This is a genomic window from Vibrio sp. SCSIO 43140 (assembly GCF_023716585.1).
Classification (GTDB): Bacteria; Pseudomonadota; Gammaproteobacteria; order Enterobacterales; family Vibrionaceae; genus Vibrio; species Vibrio maritimus_B.
The window spans coordinates 2,467,607-2,489,506 of sequence record NZ_CP071850.1 but is presented as its reverse complement, the minus strand read 5'-3'; the positions used below and the strand labels follow the sequence as shown (position 1 = coordinate 2,489,506).

Genomic DNA, 21,900 nt, shown 5'->3' with positions numbered 1-21,900 from the left:
TTGTTAATTACTGTACTGATTTAACATCTAAACCAGCATTAAGCATATCTATTAGTTCAGACACATGAACCAGCGCACACATTTGCTGTTTAACCATGCCAGCAAGCCAAGGACGCTTACCTGCTTTCTCACGCCAGCGAACCGCTTCAGGCGCCAGCTGTTCGGTACCCTTTAGTTCTGTGGCTGCAAGTCCCCAGTTGCTCTCGCCCAACATCACAATGTATTGGTAGTCTTCTTTGTGGCTATCATCTTGTAACACATCAGACATTACCCACATTGCGGTGTCGACGACATCGAGCTTATTCTCACGGCTGGACTGCAGGCCGAGATACCAAGCTGGGCGACCAATTAGGTGACTGAGTTCTGCAATTTGATGTATCCCACCTAGTTCATCTAGGGGGACAGCAAACGTCATGCCGTTCACATCAAAGTAGAGAACCTGAAATCCTTCAGTACGTTCGCCGTTTTGCCAAACAACCTCGGCCCCACCACCATTGCTAGAGTCTAAATAACTTGCGGTTGCTTCAATACTATCGGCAGCTTGCTCCAGCTCTTGAGCATCCATTGAAATCTGTACTGGTTCGAACGACTCCGCAGCGGTTTCTATTTCACTTACAGGATGCTCTGACTCAATACTCGTGACGTCCCAGCTCTGAATTTCTTCTTCAACGGGCACTTCCACTTCAGGTACAACGATTTCTGGTTGAACCTCTGTTTTTACTTCGATTTCGGTATCGACTTCGATATCGACTTGCTGCTGCAAGCCACTAAACAGCTTTTCGAGATTTTTCAGATCGGGTTCTTCAGCAAACTCGTCAAACGCCCGGTCATAATCATTGACCGTGACACGTTGAGTTGCCGCCTGCATGCTCGGCTGATATGGCTCTGGCTCTGGCTCTGGCTCTGGCTCTGGCTCTGGCTCTGGCTCTGGCTCTGGCTCTGGCTCTGGCTCTGGCTCTGGCTCTGGCTCTGGCTCTGGCTTTACAGAGATTTCCTGCAATGGTTCACCAAAGTCAACCATGAGTTCTTCGTCTTGCTCGAGACCAAGCAGTGCAGAAAAATAATCATCCAGCGCTTGTTCACTTGAGAGTGGCGCAGTATCAGCTTTCATCTTGCGCGAGCCTCTCCAAGTAAATCAGTAGTTGTTTGTATGCAAACACACCGCGACTGCCAGCTGCAAAATGAGAAGCCGGCATATGCTTTAAGCTCGCATCACGAAACTTAGTATCAATCGGCACCGCCGAACTCCATACCTGAGATGGGTAATCGTGTTTCAACTGAGTCAAGGTCTGCAAAGATGCACGCGTGCGCTTATCATACATGGTTGGCACAATCGTCACCTTGAACGGACGCTGACGTGACTTCTGCATAATCGCCAAAGTACGAACCATGCGCTCAAGGCCTTTCATCGCCAAAAACTCAGTCTGAACAGGAATGAGGATTCGGTCACTTGCCGCTAGCGCATTGACCATCATCACACCAAGAATCGGTGGACAATCGATAAGGACATAATCGTATTCGTCACGAATAGCCATCAAAGCACGCTTTAAGATAAGCCCCATTCCACTGCGGTTGCCCATTACGCGATCAAGCGTCGCCAGCGACATATGCGCTGGCATGATATCGATATTATCGATATGGGTATTGTGGATGAGCGGCTTCACTCGGCTATCACTAAACTCCTTTAGCTGAAACAGATCGAACAAGCTGTGCGACAGCTGATCTGAATCCATCCCAAGATATGTGGTAAGTGAAGCATGAGGGTCGGTATCGATCAGAAGAACACGGTGCCCTTTTTGACTCAGCAATCCCGCTAATGTCACTGTGGTCGTGGTTTTACCCACGCCCCCTTTTTGGTTAGCAACGCTCCATACGATCATATTACTGTCTCTTTAGCTCGACCAAAATGCGCTCAGCAATTCGGTCTAGCGGCAAATCTTCAGTTGAGATACCGGCTTTGGCTACCGCTTGCGGCATACCATAAACCACGCAAGATTCTTCATCTTGAGCCCAAACAGTGGAGCCTGCACTCTTAAGCATCCGAGCACCTTCGCGACCATCTGCACCCATACCGGTCAGCACCATTGAAAGCACCTTGTCTTGGTAGATTTTTGCTGCAGAGCCAAATGTCACGTCGACACATGGTTTGTAATTCATGCGCTCGCCACCGTCCAAGATGCGGATCTTCGCACTTCCCGCACGCCCCTCCAGCATCATCTGCATGCCACCAGGCGCCAAATAGGCAACGCCAGGCTGGAGCACATCGCCGTCGGCCGCTTCTTTCACCGTGATTTGACACAGTGAGTTCAAGCGCGCTGCAAAAGCGGCGGTAAACGTCGCTGGCATATGCTGAATCAGCAGAATAGGATGTGGGTAGTTCGATGGCAGCTTAGTCAGTATCTTCTGTAGCGCAACTGGACCACCGGTTGAGGTACCAATTGCGGTTAGCTGGTAGCTCTTGCCACTACTTCTAAATCGAGATGCAGGTGCTGCGATAGCTGGTCTACCAACCGAAGGAGCAGATTCCGTCGCACGTGTCGTTGATACGCGCGCCGCCGTTGGTGTAACTGGGCGACGAACAGCCGTACGTCTCATTAACGCACGACGACTTGCGATCTGCTGAACTCGCTGTTGCAACAAGTTCACCGCTTCGTCTTTATTACGAGCGATGTCTTCAAATTTCTTCGGTAGAAAATCTAATGCACCAGCCTCTAACGCATCAAGAGTCGCCTTTGCGCCTTCATGCGTTAGCGAAGAGAACATCAAGATAGGTGTTGGCTGAGCACTCATGATCTCACGGACCGCTGAGATGCCATCCATAACGGGCATCTCAATATCCATAGTGATCACATCAGGCTTTAGTGCCAACGCTTTTTCGACCGCTTCTTTACCGTTGACCGCCACATCAATCACTTCCAGACGTGGCGCCGCATTGATAATGTCACTGACTCGGCGACGGAAGAAGCTCGAGTCATCGACAACTAAAACTTTTAACGACATAACCTTCCTTATCAGATACGCGATGCTGCTGCGTACTGCTTAAGTAAGTCAGGCACGTCAAGAATCAAAGCAATATGACCATCACTGGTGATAGTTGCGCCCGCCATACCTGGCGTACCTTGCAACAAACTATCCAGAGGTTTGATAACCACCTCTTCTTGACCAATCAAGGTATCGACCACAAAGCCAACACGTTGGCTGCCAATCTGAACGATCACTACGTGTCCATGACCAGTACGCTGCTGCGCTCGAGCCGTGTGAGGTGCGAGCCAATCTTGCAGATAGAACAGCGGAATGGATTTATCTCGAACAATAATCGTTAACTGACCATCAACCACATTGGTACGGCTCAGATCAAGATGGAAGATCTCATTCACGCTCGCAAGCGGCAATGCGAATGGGTTCTTACCTACGCCAACCATCAATGTCGGCAGAATCGCTAGCGTCAGCGGTACCTTGATAGTGATCTTAGTGCCTTTATCCAGCTCTGAATCAATATCAATCGAGCCATTCAAGGTGTTGATCGCCGTTTTGACCACATCCATACCTACACCACGACCGGAAATATCCGAGATCTTCTCTTTACTTGAGAAGCCAGGCATAAAGATGAGGTTGAAACACTCTTTATCTGTAAGACGTGAAGCGGCATCTTCATCCATCATGCCACGCTTCACGGCAATGCCGCGAAGCTTATCTGGGTCCATACCACCACCATCATCAATGATAGCGAGCTCGATATGGTCACCTTCTTGAGAAGCAGACAGAGTGATCTTACCCGTGCGAGACTTACCTGACTCTTCACGAGCGTCAGGCATCTCGATACCGTGGTCGACCGAGTTGCGCACCAAGTGAATCAATGGATCCGCTAGCGCTTCAACGAGGTTTTTATCAAGATCGGTATCTTCACCCTGCATTTCTAGCACGATGTCTTTATTCAGGCTGCGCGCCAAGTCACGAACCACGCGCGGGAAACGACCGAAGACTTTCTTGATTGGCTGCATGCGGGTTTTCATTACCGCACCCTGAAGGTCAGCAGTGACCACATCTAGATTAGAAACGGCCTTGGACATTTCTTCGTCATTGCTGTTTAAACCTAAGCTAACCAAACGGTTACGAACCAATACAAGTTCACCGACCATGTTCATAATGGTATCAAGCGTCGAGGTATCAACACGCACGCTGGCTTCTGCTTGCGGTTTTTTCGGCGCGACAGCAGTGGCTTTTTTCTCAGCAGGTAGCGATTTTTCGCTGTTTGCTAGCGGTGCCGCTGGAGCCGCCGCAGGTGCTGGAACAGGAGCCTCAACAACGGGTGCTGGCTCAACTGGCGCTGGCGCCGCGTTCATTGATACTGGCTTGGTTGCTGCCTCTAGCTCATCAGGAGAAGGACCTTTGCCTACACCATGCAGCTCATCAAGCAGCTTTTCGAACTCTTCATCCGTCATCAAGTCACCACCTTCATTGACAGAAGGTGCTGCGCTTGCCGCTGGTTTCACAGGTTCAGCTGGAGCCACAGGTGCAGGTTGAACATCACCTGCAGACGGCCCTTTGCCCACGCCATGAAGCTCATCAAGCAGTTTTTCGAATTCGTCATCAGTGATATCAGATGAAGCCAAATCGCTTGCTGTGGTTGCAGGCGTCTCTACGACTGTCATTTTTGGAGCTGAACTGGCTTTAGTTGGACTACCGCCCTTACCGTGCAACTCATCTAACAGACGCTCAAACTCATCTTGGGTAATATCGTCGATAGAACCACCGGCGGACACTTCTGACGTTGTCGCAGGTGTTTCTAATACTGGCGCTGGTGCTTCAGCTACAGGCTCTGGAATATCTACAACTGGAGGTGGTGTTGGCGCAGCGGCTACTGGTACAGACTCATCTGCTGACTCAGGACTGCTAAGGCGATGCAGTTCATCCAACAAAGCAGGGTCAGCCGGTTCTATGGATTCCATGTTTTGAACGGATTGGAACTGGTGGTTAACCGTGTCCAACGCTTTAAGCATGGTGTCCATCAAGCTCGCATTGACTGAGCGCTGGCCATTACGCAGAATGTCAAAGACGTTTTCTGCACCGTGACAGGTGTCTACAAGTTCAGTTAACGCTAGGAAACCTGCGCCACCTTTAACCGTGTGGAAACCTCTAAATATTGCATTTAAGAGTTCTTTGTCTTCTGGATTGTTCTCAAGCTCAACAAGTTGCTCTGAAAGCAGCTCTAGAATTTCACCCGCTTCCACAAGGAAGTCCTGAAGGATCTCTTCATCTAATTCGTAGCTCATAGTCACCCCTAAAACCCAAGACTGGAGAGTAAGTCATCCACTTCATCTTGCGAAGCAACGGCATCATCACGCTCATGAGGATTGATGATTGGTCCTTCAACGCCAGAGATCGTTTGCTTTGGTTTTGTAGTTGTTGGTTGTTGTTCGTCACTGAACACTTTCAAGATTTCCACAAGTCTCGTTTCCACTTCGCTTACCAAGGTGATAACGCGACGAATGATTTGTCCAGTAAGGTCTTGAAAGTCCTGTGCCATAAGGATATTGGTGAGCTGAGTGCGCAGTTCGGTACTGTCGCCTTCCACCTGACTTAGCAAGTCATCAATGCGATGACACAGGTCTTTAAATTGCTGTAGCTCGAGCCTGCCATGCATCAACTCATTCCACTGTGGGCGCACTTGAGTAAGGCACTCATGCAGGCTGTCTGCCATAGGCAAACAGCGTTCTACCGCATCCATAGTGGTATTCGCTGATACTTCGGTTTTGTTGATGACATACTCAAGGCGGTCACGTGCTTCTGGGATTTCGTCGTTCGCAATCTCGTTAAGACGCGTGTCGTAGCTAAATTCCGTTAAAGCATCATGGAGGTCTCGTGTTAACGCACCGACCTCTTGCAGCACTTTACTCTCGCTGCCACCTTGGATCATCATGACTAGCTCATTTGCTTCCTGCTGCTTGTCTTGTTCCAACAAGTCAACAAGCTGCTTAGCTTGTTCCAATGAAATCATTCTGATATAGCCGTCTGCTATTTATGGCGTCTTATAAACGCTCAAAAATTTTATCTAGTTTTTCTTTTAATGTTGCAGCGGTAAATGGCTTAACGATATAACCGTTTACACCAGCTTGCGCTGCTTCGATGATCTGCTCACGCTTTGCTTCAGCAGTGATCATCAGCACTGGAAGGTGCTTGAGCTCTTCATCCGCACGAATATGGCGCAGAAGGTCGATACCTTGCATACCTGGCATGTTCCAGTCAGTTACTACAAAGTCAAAATCGCCTTTCTTGAGCATAGGTAGTGCCGTCAAACCATCATCGGCTTCCAGCGTGTTGCTAAAGCCCAAGTCGCGCAATAGGTTTTTGACGATACGTCGCATTGTTGAAAAATCGTCAACAATCAAGATTTTCATGTTTTTATTCAAAATTGCCTCCACTGAAAGCAAGATCAGTGTTTATTAATTATTATCTGTCCAAGCGCTAAGCTTGGTTCGAAGACGCTGCATAGATTGACTCAGAATTTGGCTAACGCGCGATTCGCTGACGCCCAAAACTTCACCTATCTCCTTCAAATTTAACTCTTCGTCATAATACAGGGATAACGTTAATGCTTCACGCTCTGGGAGCGATTTTATTGATTCTATTAACGCTTCGCGGAACGCATCATCTGCGACACCCTGAAATGGCGAATTGTCCTCTTCATCTGCTACAGATACAGAGTCTTCAGAAACGCCAAGGTCTTCAATACCAACCAGTCTAGAGCAGTTAATGTCTGCAAGTGCTTTGTGGTATTGAGCTAACCCCATTCCCAAATGGTTGGCTACTTCTACATCAGTAGGGTCTCGATTGAGTTCTACTTCTAACGCCGAAATAGCCTGCGAAATATCACGACTGTGTTTGTGTACCGAACGAGGTACCCAGTCGCCGCGACGAATATCATCCAGCATTGCACCTCGGATGCGAATGCCGGCATAGGTCTCAAAGCTTGCACCTTTGCTACCGTCATAATTTTTTTGAGCCTCTATCAAGCCGATCATTCCAGCTTGAATTAGGTCTTCAACCAACACGTTAGGTGGCAAACGCCCAATTAAATGGTGAGCGATACGTTTCACCAATACTGAGTATTTCTCCAAGAAAGCTTGCTGACCACTCAAATTGGCATGCTGGTCATAGGTCAAAGCTTTATTCACCAAACGGTTCCTCTAGTGCTTCTGTTCTGTTGAGAAGTCTCTCGACGAAGAATTCCAAGTGACCACTCGGCACTTTTGGAATCGGCCACATCAGGGCTTTATTCGCCAATGAACTTAGTGCCAGTGCCGCTGGAGAGCGTGGGAATGCATCAACCACAATCTTCTGTCTTTTCACTGCTTGTCGCACTTTATCATCTAATGGAATGCAAGCGACTAACTCAAGACTCACATTCAAGAATCGTTCTGTGACTAATGTCAATTTTGTAAACAATTCTCGACCTTCGCGATAGCTGCGTACCATGTTTGCAACGACTTTAAAGCGTTGAACTTGGTGCTCACGGCTCAAGAGTTTAATCAATGCATAGGCATCAGTAATCGACGTTGGTTCATCACACACCACCACAACAACATCTTGCGCGGCGCGAGAAAAACTCACCACCATGTCAGAAATGCCCGCTGCGGTATCAACCAACAGAACGTCCATCTCTTCTTCAAGGCTGCCAAAGGCGCGAATGAGTCCCATGTGCTGGGCATGACTCAGTTCAGTCATGCTTTGAGTACCAGAGGTTGCCGGGATGATCTTAATACCATGAGGACCTTCCACAATGGCGTCTTTAAGCTCACACTCTCCAGCTAGGACATGGCCTAGGTTTTTCTTCGGTCGAATACCGAGCATAACGTCAACGTTAGCAAGACCAAGGTCAGCATCAAGTACCATGACTTTTTTACCTTGGCGAGCCATACAAATTGCGAGACCAAGCGTAACATTGGATTTACCAACACCGCCCTTACCACCAGTGACAGAAATGACTTTAGTCAAAGTAGGTTTAGTCAAACGTCTAAGGCCACTGGCCTGATCATGTATCATGTTATTTGTCATTTTCGCTTGCATCTAAACCCCCTCCATATCACTGTTCCAGAAGTGAGGTTCATTCTCTGTCGACTTCTCTAATAATTCGTTGGCTTTCGCGACCATATATTTTGGCTGCGCGATCACTATGTCTTCCGGTACACGCTGACCATTTGCGATGTAGGTAACCGGCAATGCATTTTGTACAACGACGCTAATAAACTCACCTAGGCTGAGCGACTCATCCAACTTGGTCATTATGCAACCCGATAGCGGTATACGTCTGAAATGATCCAAGGTTTCTTGCAGTACCTGTCTCTGAGCCGTAGCTGGGAGAACAAGATAACTATGGATAATTTCGCCGCTTTCCTGCATAAGAGTATCAAGCTGTTCTGAAAGACGGACATCACGCTGTCCCATGCCGGCTGTATCGATCAAAACCAAACGTCGATTTCTCAACTGATATAGTACATCGGCAAGTTCTTCAGAATCTTTAGCCACTCTTACAGGGCAGCCCATAATTCGTCCATAAATCGATAGTTGCTCATGAGCACCTATACGATAGGTGTCGGTAGTGACCAGTGCGACGTTATCAGAGCCATACTCCATTGCCGCACGAGCCGCTAATTTAGCGACTGTCGTGGTTTTGCCCACACCAGTCGGGCCAAGCAGAGCAACGATGCCCCCTTGACGCAAAATATCTTGCTTACTAATAACGATTTGGTCAGAGACCAGAGATAGCAGTGCTTTCCACGCCTTTTGTGGCGGTGTGTCCTCTGGAATATAGCAGGCCAGCTGATCTGAAAGCTCTGGTGAAATACCCATTCGTTCGAGGCGCTTAATCAACATGGCACGGAGCGGCTCACGGCGTTCAACTTCTTGCCACATGAGCCCAGAGACTTGGTGCTCCAACAAACGACGAATTGAGGACATATCCTCTTTCATCGCTTCTAACTCTTCGCCAAACTTACCTTCACGCTGACCAGAGGGGCGACGTACCTCCCTCGCATTATCAACGTAAGACTCTTCTGAGCGATAAGATGGGCGTCCATTGTCTTGGCGATCGCGAAACGGCTGCTCGGTTCTATTCTGCTGAGAGTATTGCAAGCGATCGCTGTTTTGATAACCATCGCTCACCGATTTAGCACGTTCAGACTGACGCTCCAAAAGCGCAGAAAGTGAATCCGGTGGGGTTGCTTTAGGCTTGCCTTGCTCCGCGGGTTCATTGCCACGATAGTTCTTCAGCATATTGGCAAAACGATCGGTCATCGAAGGTGTTGAGCCTGCACTTTTCTGCTGCAGGTTTACCACGTCTTCTTTGAGATCGCGACCATAACCCGACGTAGCTGTGCGACTTGGCGCCGCCAATGCATTGCTGCCCATTTGACGATGTTCTGGCTGCGCAGTATCACCATCAATAGCAGCAACGATTTCTACGCCGCCCGCCACTTTTTTGTTCGACATAATCACCGCATCTGCGCCAAGTTCTTCTTTAACTTGGAGCAGAGCTTGCCTCATGTCTCTGGCGAAAAATCGTTTAATTTTCAAGTGTTACATCCATTCAATGTACAAACGTTATAGTGGCAACCTTAGTTGTTAGTTGCCCACCGCCTGTACGATTCTAATCTGTTTCTCATCAGGTATTTCTTGGTAAGACAAGACTCGCAAGTTCGGAATGGTGTTTTTCACAAACTTAGCCAGTGTCGAACGCAACACTCCTGATGTTAGCAGCACGGCTGCCTCTCCTTTTAGCTCTTGCTCTTGAGTCGCTTGAGTCAGCGAAGCTTGAAGTCGTTCGGCTAATCCAGGTTCAATACCAGCGGATTCACCGCCAGATGCTTGCATTGTTTGATGCAATATTTGTTCCAATTCAGGTATCAAAGTAATCACCGGAAGCTCTGGCTCTATGCCGTTGATTTCCTGAACAATCAAGCGTTTCAGCGCAATTCGAACCGCTGCCGTTAATACGTCAGGTTCTTGACTCTTGCCTGAGTATTCCGCCAAAGTTTGGACGATAGTACGCACATCACGGATCGGAATTGCCTCATGCAGCAAGTTCTGCAGCACTTTCACAACCGTACCCAATGGCAACTGCTCTGGGACAAAATCTTCCACCAGCTTCGGAGCGCTGCGTCCCAGCATTTCCAGAAGGTTCTGGACTTCTTCGTGTCCTAGTAGCTGCGCAGCGTTGTTGGTCAGCAATTGGCTTAAATGTGTCGCTAGTACAGTTGATGAGTCTACTACGGTATACCCGAGGGCTTGAGCGTGCTCGCGTTGTGCTTCTTGAATCCATACCGCCTCGAGTCCGAATGCAGGGTCAATGGTTTGCTCCCCGTCTATCAAACCGTAGACTTGGCCAGGGTTAATCGCTAGCTCTTGATCCGGACGTATCTCAGCCTCGCCCACGGCAACTCCCATCAAGGTGATGCGGTAGGAATTAGGCGTAAGCTCAAGGTTATCGCGAATATGGACTGCTGGGATAAGGAAACCAAAGTCCTGAGACAGTTTCTTACGTACGCCTTTAACACGCTCTAGTAGTTCGCCACCTTGGTCTTTGTCGACCAGCGGGATCAGCCGATAGCCAACTTCTAAGCCAATTACGTCAACAGGATGTACATCATCCCAAGATAACTCTTTCGGTGGTGCAGCCGGGTCATTACTGTTGCCGCCAGCTTCAGCCGGTAAGTTCTTGGTTTCTTCTTTAACTTTCTGCTTGCGGTGCATCCAGTAAGCACCGCCTCCTGCAAGCGCAGCCAGTAATAAGAAAGCGAAATGTGGCATGCCAGGGACAATACCCATGACAAATAGGATACCTGCAGTGATGGTGAGCGCTTTAGGGTTGTCAAAGAGCTGGAATACAACCTGCTGCCCCATATCCTCGTCAGTATTTTGACGGGTTACCATAATCGCTGCTGCGATAGAAAGCAGTAGCGATGGAATTTGAGCAACCAGACCATCACCAATGGTCAATAGCGTGTAGATTTGTAGCGCTTCAGAAAAGCCTAATCCGTATTGCATCATACCAATGCTTAATCCGCCCACGATGTTGAGGAACAGGATTAGGATACCGGCAATGGCATCGCCCTTTACGAACTTAGAAGCACCATCCATAGAACCGTAGAAGTCCGCTTCTTTGGTTACTTCAAAACGGCGCAACCTTGCTTGGTCTTGGTCAATCAAACCGGCGTTCAAATCGGCATCAATCGCCATTTGTTTGCCCGGCAATGCGTCTAGGGTAAAGCGAGCACTAACTTCGGAAATACGCCCCGCACCTTTGGTTACGACCATGAAGTTAATGATCATCAAGATCATAAACACCACCAGACCGACCGCATAATTGCCACCAATCACAACGTTACCAAATGCTGCGATCACGTTACCTGCCGCATTGTCTCCCTCATGCCCGTAGAGTAAAACGACACGAGTAGACGCCACGTTTAACGCAAGACGCAATAGTGTTGCGATAAGGAGTACCGTCGGGAATGCAGCAAAGTCGAGTGGACGACGTGTGTAGACAGACACCAGCAGTACCACCATCGCTAACGCGATGTTAAAGGTAAAGAATAGGTCAAGTAGAATCGCTGGGATCGGCAAGACGATCATCGCAAGCGCGGCAAGAACCATGACTGGTGCGCCGATAGCAGGCAAGGCACGACGAGGAATTGTCGGCAACTTATCGGCAAAAGGTAACGTCAATTTCATTACTACTACATCACTGCTGGTCTCGGTCAATCCTTCGAGACGCGGGTTATTTCTCTAATAGACACATACTGCAAGATTTACGCCATCAAAACATGCCAATTTTTTGACACCACTAGTAACGCATATCTTTCGGGATAGTGATCTGCTCGTTTTGCAGTGTTGGCCTTTGACCACCCTTTTTACGATATTGCTTGAGCTGGAACACATACGCCAGAATCTGTGCCACGGCGGCAAACAGACCGTCTGGGATCTCTTGTTCAAGCTCAGTCGTGTGGTATAGCGAACGAGCAAGCGGCGGCGAAGGAATGACATAGATGTTGTGTTCACGCGCTACTTCTCGGATTTTCAGCGCCATATGGTCGACACCTTTAGCAACCACGACCGGTGCTTTGTCCTGTCCTTGTTTATATCGGAGTGCTACGGAGAAATGCTCTGGGTTGGTAATAATAACGTCAGCTTGCGGTACCTCTGCCATCATTCGGCGCTGTGCTGCCTCGCGCTGCAACATACGAATACGGCCTTTCACCTCGGGCTTACCCTCGGTGTCTTTAAACTCGTCTTTGACCTCTTGCTTGGTCATTTTTAGCTGGTTGGCGTGCTGCCAGATCTGAAATGGAATATCGATGGCCACTACAATGAGTAGAGTAGTGCTGATAAGCAGTATGAAGTTCAACAAGATATCGAGTGCGTGGAAGATATTCTGAGGGAACACCTCCATACTCAATTGGAATAGGTCCGCTCTTGAGGCATTCACCAAATAAAAAGCCATGCCTGCTACTAACGCAACCTTGAGTATCGACTTAATCAGCTCAACCCAGCTTTGCATGCCGAGCATACGCTTTAAGCCACTGAGCGGATTCATCTTAGACATCTTTGGCATCGCCGCTTCAGCAGAAAAACTGATACCACCAACACCAGCGGCACCGATAAGAGCGGCCACGAATAGCACAAACAAAATAATAGCGAGTGGCAGCAGTAAGCTCGATAGTGCTCCTAGCACGACATCAAACAACTTGGTGGGATCATAGATTTCTTCCCGGGTCAGCGTAAACAAGCGAGACATGGAGCCGAAAAGCGCACGAGCAAGCCCCTCACCAAACATCATGAGTGACAATGCTCCGACAATCAGTACCGATACGGAAGCCAGTTCTTTAGAGCGCGCCACCTGCCCCTTTTCGCGAGCTTGTTTAAGCCGCTGGGGGGTGGCGTCTTCGGTACGTTCTTGGCCGTCTGATTCTGCCATCGTCAGACCTCCCTTAACACACTAGGTCGATCAAGCGACACACCTGACCTTCCACTTCTAGCCAATACAACTGGTAATGACTGTATAGACCCGCAATGATGTACCAACAGATCATCAAACCAATAAGCAGTGCAAACGCGAAACCGAGCGAGAAGATATTAAGCTGAGGCGCCGCACGCGTCATCACACCAAACGATAGGTTAACGGTTAGCAGCGCAATGATTCCTGCCAATGCCATACTAAGCGCGGTTTGGAACATGATTCCTAGCCAGCCGGCCATCTCTCGAAAGTCCGTCGCTGATAGATGCCCAGTGCCAATGGGCAAGGTTTTGAAGCTCATCACCACCAGCTGAATCATCTTTAAATGGCCATCCGTCGCCAAAAAGAACATGGTCGTAAGAAACAAAAATAACTGACCGAGTACCGGTGTGTTTTGTCCATTAGCTGGGTCTACCATGGACGCAAAACCCAAACTCGACTGCATACCCAAGATCTGACCGAGCATAACAAAAGTCTGAACCATGAAAACGGTCACCATACCCATCGCCGTGCCAATCAAGATTTGCTCAGCAACCGTCAGAAAGCCTTCGAAAGAGAGAAGCTCGATAGTTTGTGGGATAGCAGGAATAGAAGGTGATACTGCAAGGGTGAGTGCGAGCCCCAAGAACAAACGAATTCTTGGTGAAACAAAGTTAGCCCCAGTGACTGACATCACCATGAGCATGGCGGAGATACGCACGTACGGCCAAAAGAAGTTGGCTAGCCAATCGAGTACATCACTCGCTGGATATTCCATGCTCGTTACCAGAGCACCTGAGGAAGCCTTTCGATGATCTCATAGAAAAATTCCATCATCATCTGAGTTCCCCAATGGGCAAAAGCCATCAATGCCAAAATAGTGACAATCAGCCTAGGTAAGAAGCTTAATGTCTGCTCGTTGATCGATGTTGCCGCTTGGAATACCGCTACGATTAAGCCGACAAGTAGACTTGGCACTACGATGGCACAAACCAAAAGCAGTACCATCCATAACGCGTCCCTAAACAGCTCGACGAACATCTCTGGAGTCATAACGCTTCTCCAGCTACAAGGCGAAACTGCCGGCCAGCGTGGACAAAATCAAGTTCCATCCATCAACTAACACGAACAGCATAAGTTTAAACGGCAGCGATACGATCATCGGTGAAAGCATCATCATACCCATGGCCATCAATATCGACGCGACGACCAAGTCGATAATCAAAAACGGCAAGAACAGCATAAAGCCGATCTGGAATGCGGTTTTCAACTCTGACGTGATAAACGCAGGGATCAACACCGCCATCGATACATCTTCAGGATTCTGAGCCGTCGAACCCGACATCTCGACAAAGGTTTCGAGATCTTTGACGCGAGTTTGTTTCAGCATGAAGTCTTTCATCGGCCCTTGGGCTTGATCAAACGCTTGCTTCGCACTGATCTGCTCATTCAGATAGGGCTGAATCGCTTGCTCATTCACCTGATTGAGAACTGGAGACATAATAAAAAAGGTCAAGAAGATAGCAATACCAATGATCACCTGATTAGAAGGTGTCTGCTGCAGACCCATTGCCTGACGCAAAATCGACATCACCACCACGATACGAGTGAACGACGTCATTAAAATAACCATTGCGGGCAAAAAGCCCAGCATAGTCATTAACGCAAGAATCTGCAGGTTGACCGAATAATCTTCACTACCATCAGGGTTGGTCGTCATAGTAAACGCAGGAATACCCGGACCAGTGCCAAAAGCACTTGATGTACTGACGCCAGCGGTACCCTGGTCATTGCGCATTTCAGACACAGTAACGCTACTGCTTGGCGCAGCATTGGTCGGAACTGAACTAGAGAGTTCTTCTTCTGCAGCGCTGCTCAGCGGCGCAACCACCATGAATAGGCAGACCAGTAACAGTCGAATCCAGTTAGTCATTTTGTTGCTTCTTCATGATTTTAGATAGTTGGCTCGCGAACGCTGGCTGCGAAACCTCATTTTCGTCAAGAGGCTGTTCTAGTTTCGAAATCAGTTGAATCGACTGCGCTGTAATGCCGACTAAAAACTGCTCTTCACCGGCTTGAACAATCGCAATACGCTCTTTGGTGCCCACTGGAATTTGGCGAACAATCTTAAGCCCTTGCTGGTTAACCAAAGATGGCACCTTCATGCGTTTCAATACCCAGGCTAAGCCAAGGATAATAACAATCACCAACACCAAAGAACCTAGTGTCGCGGCAAGATCGAAAGGAGACCCACCCTGCGGCGTAACTTCTGCCGCAGCGTAGACCGCGCTTGGTATTGCGTAGAGAGCAGCCGCCATCACGAGCGGCAAACATCGATTCAGTTTCATGCTTGTATTCTATTAACGAAGTTTTTTAATACGTTCAGTCTGGCTAATCACGTCGGTGAGACGAATACCAAACTTATCGTTGACCACAACCACTTCGCCGTGCGCAATCAAGGTACCGTTGACCATCACATCAAGAGATTCACCTGCGATACGATCAAGCTCAACAACAGAGCCTTGGTTAAGCTGTAGCAGGTTACGAATACTAATCTGCGAGCGACCTACTTCCATAGAAATGGTCACTGGGATATCCATGATGGTATCCAGTTTACGTCGCTCATCGTCGGTGATTGGTGCTGGCGAATCTTCTAGCTCATCAAGAGGTGCCGCAAGCACTTCGTCGACATCAATCTCTGGAGCCATTGGGTCTTCACCCAGTGCTGCTGCCCATTCGTCCGCTAGTTTTTGGTCATCACTGATAGTCATTGCTTATCTCTACTTCTGTTATTCTTCGTCGACTTCTTCCACATGCTCTAGCTCCGCCATAATGTCCTTCCCTAAGAAGGCCAGGTCGGTTTTCACTACATCTGGACGTCTAATTTTTTCTGATACTTGTACTGCCATCTTCTCGCCTGAACGTCCCATCTTCACTCGGAAGGTAGGAAGGTCTTCAACGAACATAGTGGCATTCTCTGGCATTTCGATAGGAATGATGTCGCCCGCTTGCAGCTCCATCAAATCACGCAGTGACACGTCTTTTTCAAGTAAGTTGACGCGAAAGTTAACCGGCACGTCCATGATCTCTTCGCGAAGCGCACTACTCCAACGAACGTCAGTTTCCATCTTGTCCGATTGAACACCCGCATCAAGAAGCTCACGAATAGGTTCGACCATGGAGTACGGCATCACAACGTGGAAGTCACCACCACCGCCATCCACTTCGATATGGAATGAGCTCACTACGATCACTTCTGTTGGGCTAACAATGTTTGCCATGCTTGGGTTAACTTCTGAATCTAGATACTCGAATTCAACCCCCATCACTGGAGACCAGGCTTCTTTGTAGTCTTCAAACACCGTCTTCATCAGTAGCTGAATGATACGTCGCTCTGTTGGCGTAAACTCGCGGCCCTCAATCTTGGCATGAAAACGTCCGTCACCACCGAAGAAGTTTTCCACTAAGATAAACACCAAGCGCGCTTCCATAGTGATGAGCGCCGTCCCTTTCAATGGACGAAACCTCACCATGTTGAGACTTGTTGGCACGTACAAAGTGTTTTGGTATTCACCAAACTTCATCATCTGAACGCCGTTGATCGATACTTCGGCGGTTTTTCTCAGCATGTTGAACAGGCTGATACGCATGTGACGGGCAAAACGCTCGTTGATAAGTTCGAGCGTTGGCATACGACCACGGACGATGCGGTCTTGTGACGAAAAGTCAAAATGGACCACATCTGCGGGATCTTGATCCAGTTCGTCCTCTACCTCATCGACGTCATCGACCCCATGCAGTAGCGCATCAATCTCGTCTTGGCTTAATAAATCAGTCACAATGCACCTACTGGATTACAAAATCGGTAAACAGCACACGCTCAATCACAGGCTTACCCACCACTTGGCTTAGGCTCGCTTGCACATCTTGGGTGGCTTGATCACGTAACTCTACGCGACCATTGGTACTACGAAGCTGCTCTACCGTTGCTGAAGCGAACGTCGACAGCAGAGTACTTTCAATCAGCGGCGAGTGATAGCGAGCTTGGCTCTCACTATCAAGACCTCTCACCATCAGCTGTACTTTGATCTGGACCATACGATCGCGTTGATTGCCCGCCGCATTGAACACAAACGGCTGCGCTAAATTAACGTATGAAATAGGATCGACTGGCACCGCCGGAGCTGCACTACCGCTCGTGGTCATAGGTTGCGTGTCGACACTGTCATCCGAACTTAAAAACCAATACGCACCGCCACCAGCAGCTAGCAATACGACAATTGCAGCAACGATGATAATTAGCAGCTTTTTGCTGTTGGTTTTAGCGGGTTCTAAGCTTTCTTCTGCCATATTTTTTCAACTACTGAGTTATCTAGATTTAGGCATAGTAACTGATGCCATCTTTATTTTTATTCACGGCAACATCGACTGTGACGCCACCCTCAACATTCGCGTCAGAATCTGCTGAACCATTGGTGCCACCGGAAGATGGACCACCGTTGCCGGAGCCATGAGACGCATGACGTTGCTGCTGACCTTGCTGCTGAACAGAGGTATCCGCTAACTGAATGCCTTGTTGCGACAACATCTCTCTCAGCCTAGGCATGGCTTGATCCACCATGTCTCGGGTTTGTTGGTTTTGCACGGTAAAGTGCACCGTCGCGGAATCGTTATTTAGGCTCATTCGAATCTGCATACGACCCAAGTCAGGCGGATCAAGGCGTATATCCACGTGCTTAAGGTTCTTCGACATCATCATTTGAACCCGTTCGGCCACTTGCTCACCAGCGTTTTCTTTCGTCAGCATAAGTGGTGATTGCACCGCCCCAGTTGCTTGAGCTGATTGCTCACCGCGTACTTGGGTAGCCGTCAGCGCTCCAGCACCAGCGGCTTGCAACGCACTTTCAGAACCCACACCAGGCTGGTTCAGGGCTTTGTTTGTGCCTTTGGCTGCGCCAACTTGAAGTCCAGAAGCCTGAGTACTGAGTGGCGCGCTACTTTTTGCTTGACCACTCGCCATCATTGCACTCATAGACGCAGCGGCGGCCATATCTCCGATCGGCTGACCTTGGCTAGCCCCTGCAACCGCTGCACTTGGGTTAGCGCTATTCTGTGCCGCCAGAGCTTGTGGAGTTTGCCCCTGCATGATCTGCGATTGAGTCAGTGCAGTCTTATCTGTCGTCACAGCCATACCCGCAAGCGCTGCTTTCGCGTCTGGCTTTACTGAGGGATCTGCATCAGATTTGCTCCACGCGATATTATTTGTCGCCGCCTTTGCATCTGATTCGTTTGCAGGTGTCAATTTACCGTCACTGCCTTGAATGACAGCAGCACCACCGGTTGCTGCTGGCAACTGGCCTTTATTTGACGCAGCAGCGGAGTCACCGGATACCGCGGAGTTAGTACTCATGGCTACGGGTTCACCATTAGGCTTGGTAGCGACTTGAGTTGAGCCAGCAGCCATCATCGTCGATGCAGCCATCGCCTCATCTTGGCTAAGATTGCCCTTCGACACTTTCTGCTCACCGCTAGCGACATCCGCACCTTGGGATTTGATCTCTGATGACGCTTCAGCGTCTTGAGCCGCGACAGCCGCTACGCCAGCTCCCGCTTGAGTTTGCAGCGCTTTATTTGAGTTATCTAATCGAGACAGCAACTCAGCATTTTCTGAGACCGTTTGCTTCGCATCAGGCTGAGCATTGACGCTAGATTTCGCTGTATCTTCTATACTTTGAGCTTTGCTAGCACCAGCTTCTGCAGCCACACTGCTCGCTGTCATTTTTTTGACAGCCTGCTCTGACTCGTCTGAATCAGCAGAACCGACTGCCGCTGATTTATCCTTGCCTGTTACTTTCGAATCAGCTACAGCAGTGCCATCTTCGCCTTCCACTTGAGCAGACTTAGATGCAGCTTCAGCGTCTTTTTTAGCTACAGCGTTAGTTTCCTCTGTCTCCGAGTCGGCCTCAGAAACCGATGATTTCACATCATCAAGCATGGCATCTGTCGATTTAGACTTACTGCCTGCCGAGGTAGATGCACCATCAACCTTTTGATCAGATTCAGACTTTTCAGAAGACAACGCGTCTTTGAACTTATCCCAAAAGCCTGAATTTTCGCCAGTCTCGCCCTCAGTGACAGAAGATTTTCCGTCGCCTTTAGGCAGTACTGTATTCGATACATTGTTATTTGAAATCGACAGACTCATTCCATTTAGGCCCGTTTGATAGAAGGTTACGTATTCGGCGGGATCTTGCCGCCTATATTATCTAGGCATGTTCGATGCAATTTTTGTACCGATAACGATTTAGCTCTAAGGTAGGAAACTAGCGAGTTTGACGACGGCGGGAAAACAACAAGTTAGAGAATTCATCCATCTGCTTCTGGTCTCGCTTAGCTTCAAGTTGCGCTTTCTCTTTCGCTTTTTTCTCGATGAGCCACTCATACGACTGACGCTGTTTTCTCGTATTGTGCCAGAACTCTTCGCAGTCACCGACTTGTTGTTGGAAGTGGCTTTCAGCAGATTTTTGTTTGGTTAGCGTCTCATCTAACTGTGTCAAAAATCGATTTAAGTGACCGTATTGGCTTGCCGTAAGACCTGCCTGCCCTCGCGATACCAGTTGATTGCAGTAATCTAAGCGGTACTGTTCGATCTGCCTAACCTGATGGTAGTAATCCTCGAGTTCGGCACGAGCCTTGTTTAGGGCGAGCACCGCCTGCTGCTCGTTATCCTTAGCTTGTTCCAGCAAGAACTCTAACGCGTTATCCATGGCGCTACGATTCTACTTGCAACAGCTGTTTTAACATGCCAAGACACATGTCGTATGGCACCGTTTCTTTCATGCTCTGCTGCAGGTATTGATCCAGTTTTGGCTTAAGGGTAAACGCACTATCAATTGCAGGATCCGTTCCTGGCTTATAAGCGCCGATCGATACCAAATCTTGGTTTTTACGACATACTGATAGAATTTGTCGAACTGCTTTGGACATCAGAACATGCTGATCATCGGTTATTTGTGGCATGACACGGCTGACCGATTTCTCCACGTCTATCGCTGGATAGTGACCAGCATCAGCCATCTCACGCGAGAGTACGATGTGGCCATCCAAGATTGCACGGGCAGCATCTGCGATAGGGTCTTGCAAGTCATCACCTTCGGTAAGCACCGTGAAGAACGCCGTTATCGACCCTTGGTTTACGTCGCCGTTACCAGCACGCTCCACCAAAGCGGGCAGCTTAGCAAACACGGATGGTGGATAGCCTTTCGTTGCCGGCGGTTCACCAACGGATAGCGCGATTTCACGCTGAGCTTGTGCAAAGCGCGTCAATGAGTCCATCAATAGCAAGACATCTAACCCTTGATCGCGGAAGTATTCAGCGATGGTTAATGCCGTTTGACAACCTTTAAGTCTCATTAAGGGTGAAGCATCGGCTGGAGCTGCGACCACCACAGAGCGCTCGCGCCCCGCAGTGCCGAGAATTTCTTCAATAAATTCCTTAACTTCGCGACCACGCTCACCAATAAGGCCAACCACAACGACTTGCGCGGTGGTACCTCTAGTCATCATCCCAAGTGTCACCGACTTACCCACACCCGAACCAGCAAAGAGACCAATACGCTGTCCCTTGCCGACCGTTAATAAGCCATTGATGGCTTTAAGGCCAACATCGAGAGGCTCAGTAATAGGTTTTCTCGCCAGTGGGTTAATAGGCTCGGCGTTAAAGGAGGCACGCTTGTCTGTATAGATATCGCCTAGCCCGTCTAGAGGATTACCTACACCGTCAATAACACGGCCAAGTAACTCCATACCAACAGGTAAACCGGTCTCTGAGGCCATAGGGGTGACTTTCGCACCGGGAAGTACACCCGTGATTTGCTCACTGGGCATAAGATAAAGATGTTCGCCAGAGAATCCGACAACTTCAGCGTCCATATCGCCGTGCATAGTTTCAACTTTACACAAGCTACCGATAGGTGCTTTACAGCCAATCGCTTCTAGCGTTAGCCCTACCACACGCACTAGCTTGCCGGATGCCGTTGCTCTGGATTTATGGCCTTCTACTTTGTAGTTTGCCAGTCGCTGCGCCAGCGATTGCATTACTCGCCCCCTTGATGGCGGTTCGTGCCGCAAAAGCTCTGTAATACGTTTTTGACTCTGTCTTCTAGCTTGTAACTCACGCTGGAGTCACCCGCTTCAATATACACATCACCTCGGTTGAGTGACGGCTCTACCGCTAAGGTCCAGTTTCGGATGTTCAGCTCTTCGTCGCCATAGGCTGCTCGAATGATGTCGATATCAATCGGGTTGAGCTTGAGGGTAATGGCATGACCTACAATCGGCAGCGCCTCTACCGATTGTTTTACTGTATCGAGAATAATTTGTGGATTGGTTTGCACTTCGACATGAACCACTTCTTTCGTCAAAGCTAAGACCATGTCCACCAGCTGTTTCTCCACTTGGCTAGTCATTAGCTCAAGCGGATTAGAAAATTGATTGGCAAGGTTCATGAAGGTGTCTACTTGCTGCTTGATGTACTCTTCACCAGCAGCCACACCCTCGGTTTTACCTAGGTCTAACCCTTCTTGATGACCTGCAGCTAAGCCCTCTTCTTTGCCTTTATCATAGCCTTGCTTGAAGCCTGCTTCTTGACCTTGAAACAAGCCCTCTTGATAAGCGCCTTGTTTGATCTGTTCAATCTGCTCTTCGGTCAGCATCAGCGGCTCTTCTTCCGCTGGCGTTTCTTCGCGTGGCGTCCAACTCGGGTCGTAATTGAATGCCGTCTCGCGCGCTTCTTGGCTTACTTGCGAGGTGTAGTCAGGCAGTCCCCACGAGTGGGCTTCTTCAACGGTATTGTCTTCTGAAGGGCGTAAAAAGCCGCGTTTTCTATCATTAGACATTAAGTTAATCTTCCT

General features: G+C 48.9%; 22 protein-coding genes. All 22 read right to left on the bottom strand.

The features are described 5' to 3' along the window. Positions 1-7: 7 nt before the first annotated feature. Positions 8-1,111, bottom strand: coding sequence for a chemotaxis protein CheW (locus tag J4N45_RS12030; protein ID WP_252011587.1), 1,104 nt, complete (start codon positions 1,109-1,111; stop codon positions 8-10). Then, positions 1,101-1,880, bottom strand: a complete 780-nt coding sequence (locus tag J4N45_RS12025; RefSeq protein WP_234495438.1) for a ParA family protein — start codon at positions 1,878-1,880, stop codon at positions 1,101-1,103. Before J4N45_RS12025 ends, J4N45_RS12030 begins: the two co-directional genes overlap by 11 nt. A gap of 1 nt (position 1,881) precedes the next feature. Beyond that, positions 1,882-3,000 (bottom strand): protein-glutamate methylesterase/protein-glutamine glutaminase, encoded by a 1,119-nt coding sequence (locus J4N45_RS12020; protein ID WP_252011586.1) that lies wholly within the window; start codon positions 2,998-3,000, stop codon positions 1,882-1,884. Between the two features lie 11 nt (positions 3,001-3,011). Further along, a complete protein-coding gene (locus J4N45_RS12015) occupies positions 3,012-5,273 on the bottom strand; it encodes a chemotaxis protein CheA (protein WP_252011585.1) in 2,262 nt (753 codons plus the stop codon). Between the two features lie 8 nt (positions 5,274-5,281). After that, a complete protein-coding gene (locus J4N45_RS12010; protein WP_042478481.1) occupies positions 5,282-5,998 on the bottom strand; it encodes a protein phosphatase CheZ in 717 nt (238 codons plus the stop codon). A 31-nt stretch (positions 5,999-6,029) separates the two neighbouring features. Continuing rightward, complete coding sequence (cheY, locus tag J4N45_RS12005; protein ID WP_006069980.1) at positions 6,030-6,398, bottom strand: chemotaxis response regulator CheY; 369 nt, start codon at positions 6,396-6,398, stop codon at positions 6,030-6,032. Between the two features lie 45 nt (positions 6,399-6,443). After that, positions 6,444-7,175: an RNA polymerase sigma factor FliA gene (locus J4N45_RS12000; RefSeq protein ID WP_042478478.1), complete on the bottom strand. Its 732-nt coding sequence runs from the start codon at positions 7,173-7,175 to the stop codon at positions 6,444-6,446. Further along, a complete protein-coding gene (locus J4N45_RS11995) occupies positions 7,168-8,055 on the bottom strand; it encodes a MinD/ParA family protein (RefSeq protein ID WP_234496053.1) in 888 nt (295 codons plus the stop codon). The genes J4N45_RS12000 and J4N45_RS11995 overlap by 8 nt, the downstream gene beginning before the upstream one ends. Positions 8,056-8,067: 12 nt before the next feature. After that, entirely contained in the window at positions 8,068-9,543 is a 1,476-nt protein-coding gene (gene flhF, locus J4N45_RS11990) for a flagellar biosynthesis GTPase FlhF (RefSeq protein WP_503056896.1), read from the bottom strand. 78 nt (positions 9,544-9,621) lie between these two features. Then, positions 9,622-11,727 carry a flagellar biosynthesis protein FlhA gene (gene flhA, locus J4N45_RS11985; RefSeq protein ID WP_252011583.1) on the bottom strand — a complete coding sequence of 702 codons (2,106 nt, stop codon included), beginning with the start codon at positions 11,725-11,727 and terminating at the stop codon, positions 9,622-9,624. Between the two features lie 112 nt (positions 11,728-11,839). After that, positions 11,840-12,970: a flagellar biosynthesis protein FlhB gene (gene flhB / locus J4N45_RS11980; protein WP_042478473.1), complete on the bottom strand. Its 1,131-nt coding sequence runs from the start codon at positions 12,968-12,970 to the stop codon at positions 11,840-11,842. Positions 12,971-12,983: 13 nt separating this feature from the next. Beyond that, positions 12,984-13,766: a flagellar biosynthetic protein FliR gene (fliR, locus tag J4N45_RS11975; RefSeq protein WP_252011582.1), complete on the bottom strand. Its 783-nt coding sequence runs from the start codon at positions 13,764-13,766 to the stop codon at positions 12,984-12,986. A gap of 5 nt (positions 13,767-13,771) precedes the next feature. Beyond that, entirely contained in the window at positions 13,772-14,041 is a 270-nt protein-coding gene (gene fliQ / locus J4N45_RS11970) for a flagellar biosynthesis protein FliQ (RefSeq protein ID WP_042478472.1), read from the bottom strand. A 13-nt stretch (positions 14,042-14,054) separates the two neighbouring features. Beyond that, the gene (gene fliP / locus J4N45_RS11965) at positions 14,055-14,882 is read right to left on the bottom strand and encodes a flagellar type III secretion system pore protein FliP (RefSeq protein WP_503056894.1); all 828 of its coding nucleotides are present in this window, start codon (positions 14,880-14,882) and stop codon (positions 14,055-14,057) included. Positions 14,883-14,913: 31 nt separating this feature from the next. Then, entirely contained in the window at positions 14,914-15,336 is a 423-nt protein-coding gene (gene fliO, locus J4N45_RS11960; protein ID WP_252011580.1) for a flagellar biosynthetic protein FliO, read from the bottom strand. Positions 15,337-15,348: 12 nt separating this feature from the next. Further along, positions 15,349-15,759, bottom strand: coding sequence for a flagellar motor switch protein FliN (fliN, locus tag J4N45_RS11955; RefSeq protein WP_128650255.1), 411 nt, complete (start codon positions 15,757-15,759; stop codon positions 15,349-15,351). 18 nt (positions 15,760-15,777) lie between these two features. Beyond that, positions 15,778-16,827, bottom strand: a complete 1,050-nt coding sequence (gene fliM, locus J4N45_RS11950) for a flagellar motor switch protein FliM (protein ID WP_234495430.1) — start codon at positions 16,825-16,827, stop codon at positions 15,778-15,780. A 7-nt stretch (positions 16,828-16,834) separates the two neighbouring features. Next, positions 16,835-17,338 carry a flagellar basal body-associated protein FliL gene (gene fliL / locus J4N45_RS11945; protein WP_252011579.1) on the bottom strand — a complete coding sequence of 168 codons (504 nt, stop codon included), beginning with the start codon at positions 17,336-17,338 and terminating at the stop codon, positions 16,835-16,837. Between the two features lie 28 nt (positions 17,339-17,366). Further along, positions 17,367-19,193, bottom strand: coding sequence for a flagellar hook-length control protein FliK (locus J4N45_RS11940; RefSeq protein WP_252011578.1), 1,827 nt, complete (start codon positions 19,191-19,193; stop codon positions 17,367-17,369). 118 nt (positions 19,194-19,311) lie between these two features. After that, positions 19,312-19,755, bottom strand: coding sequence for a flagellar export protein FliJ (gene fliJ, locus J4N45_RS11935; RefSeq protein WP_252011577.1), 444 nt, complete (start codon positions 19,753-19,755; stop codon positions 19,312-19,314). Positions 19,756-19,759: 4 nt separating this feature from the next. After that, positions 19,760-21,085 carry a flagellar protein export ATPase FliI gene (fliI, locus tag J4N45_RS11930; RefSeq protein WP_252011576.1) on the bottom strand — a complete coding sequence of 442 codons (1,326 nt, stop codon included), beginning with the start codon at positions 21,083-21,085 and terminating at the stop codon, positions 19,760-19,762. Further along, positions 21,085-21,885, bottom strand: a complete 801-nt coding sequence (gene fliH, locus J4N45_RS11925; protein WP_252011575.1) for a flagellar assembly protein FliH — start codon at positions 21,883-21,885, stop codon at positions 21,085-21,087. Before fliH ends, fliI begins: the two co-directional genes overlap by 1 nt. Between the last annotated feature and the right edge of the window lie 15 nt (positions 21,886-21,900).

Excerpts from the sequence above, each read along its gene's own strand:
- J4N45_RS12030 (WP_252011587.1), bottom strand. The coding sequence starts at position 1,111 with ATGAAAGCTGATACTGCGCCACTCTCAAGTGAACAAGCGCTGGATGAT.
- J4N45_RS12025 (WP_234495438.1), bottom strand. The coding sequence starts at position 1,880 with ATGATCGTATGGAGCGTTGCTAACCAAAAAGGGGGCGTGGGTAAAACC.
- J4N45_RS12020 (WP_252011586.1), bottom strand. The coding sequence starts at position 3,000 with ATGTCGTTAAAAGTTTTAGTTGTCGATGACTCGAGCTTCTTCCGTCGC.
- J4N45_RS12015 (WP_252011585.1), bottom strand. The coding sequence starts at position 5,273 with ATGAGCTACGAATTAGATGAAGAGATCCTTCAGGACTTCCTTGTGGAA.
- J4N45_RS12010 (WP_042478481.1), bottom strand. The coding sequence starts at position 5,998 with ATGATTTCATTGGAACAAGCTAAGCAGCTTGTTGACTTGTTGGAACAA.
- cheY (WP_006069980.1), bottom strand. The coding sequence starts at position 6,398 with ATGAAAATCTTGATTGTTGACGATTTTTCAACAATGCGACGTATCGTC.
- J4N45_RS11995 (WP_234496053.1), bottom strand. The coding sequence starts at position 8,055 with ATGACAAATAACATGATACATGATCAGGCCAGTGGCCTTAGACGTTTG.
- flhF (WP_503056896.1), bottom strand. The coding sequence starts at position 9,543 with ATGAGGCAAGCTCTGCTCCAAGTTAAAGAAGAACTTGGCGCAGATGCG.
- flhA (WP_252011583.1), bottom strand. The coding sequence starts at position 11,727 with ATGAAATTGACGTTACCTTTTGCCGATAAGTTGCCGACAATTCCTCGT.
- flhB (WP_042478473.1), bottom strand. The coding sequence starts at position 12,970 with ATGGCAGAATCAGACGGCCAAGAACGTACCGAAGACGCCACCCCCCAG.
- fliR (WP_252011582.1), bottom strand. The coding sequence starts at position 13,766 with ATGGAATATCCAGCGAGTGATGTACTCGATTGGCTAGCCAACTTCTTT.
- fliQ (WP_042478472.1), bottom strand. The coding sequence starts at position 14,041 with ATGACTCCAGAGATGTTCGTCGAGCTGTTTAGGGACGCGTTATGGATG.
- fliP (WP_503056894.1), bottom strand. The coding sequence starts at position 14,882 with ATGGTGGTTGCGCCGCTGAGCAGCGCTGCAGAAGAAGAACTCTCTAGT.
- fliO (WP_252011580.1), bottom strand. The coding sequence starts at position 15,336 with ATGAAACTGAATCGATGTTTGCCGCTCGTGATGGCGGCTGCTCTCTAC.
- fliN (WP_128650255.1), bottom strand. The coding sequence starts at position 15,759 with ATGACTATCAGTGATGACCAAAAACTAGCGGACGAATGGGCAGCAGCA.
- fliL (WP_252011579.1), bottom strand. The coding sequence starts at position 17,338 with ATGGCAGAAGAAAGCTTAGAACCCGCTAAAACCAACAGCAAAAAGCTG.
- J4N45_RS11940 (WP_252011578.1), bottom strand. The coding sequence starts at position 19,193 with ATGAGTCTGTCGATTTCAAATAACAATGTATCGAATACAGTACTGCCT.
- fliJ (WP_252011577.1), bottom strand. The coding sequence starts at position 19,755 with ATGGATAACGCGTTAGAGTTCTTGCTGGAACAAGCTAAGGATAACGAG.
- fliI (WP_252011576.1), bottom strand. The coding sequence starts at position 21,085 with ATGCAATCGCTGGCGCAGCGACTGGCAAACTACAAAGTAGAAGGCCAT.
- fliH (WP_252011575.1), bottom strand. The coding sequence starts at position 21,885 with ATGTCTAATGATAGAAAACGCGGCTTTTTACGCCCTTCAGAAGACAAT.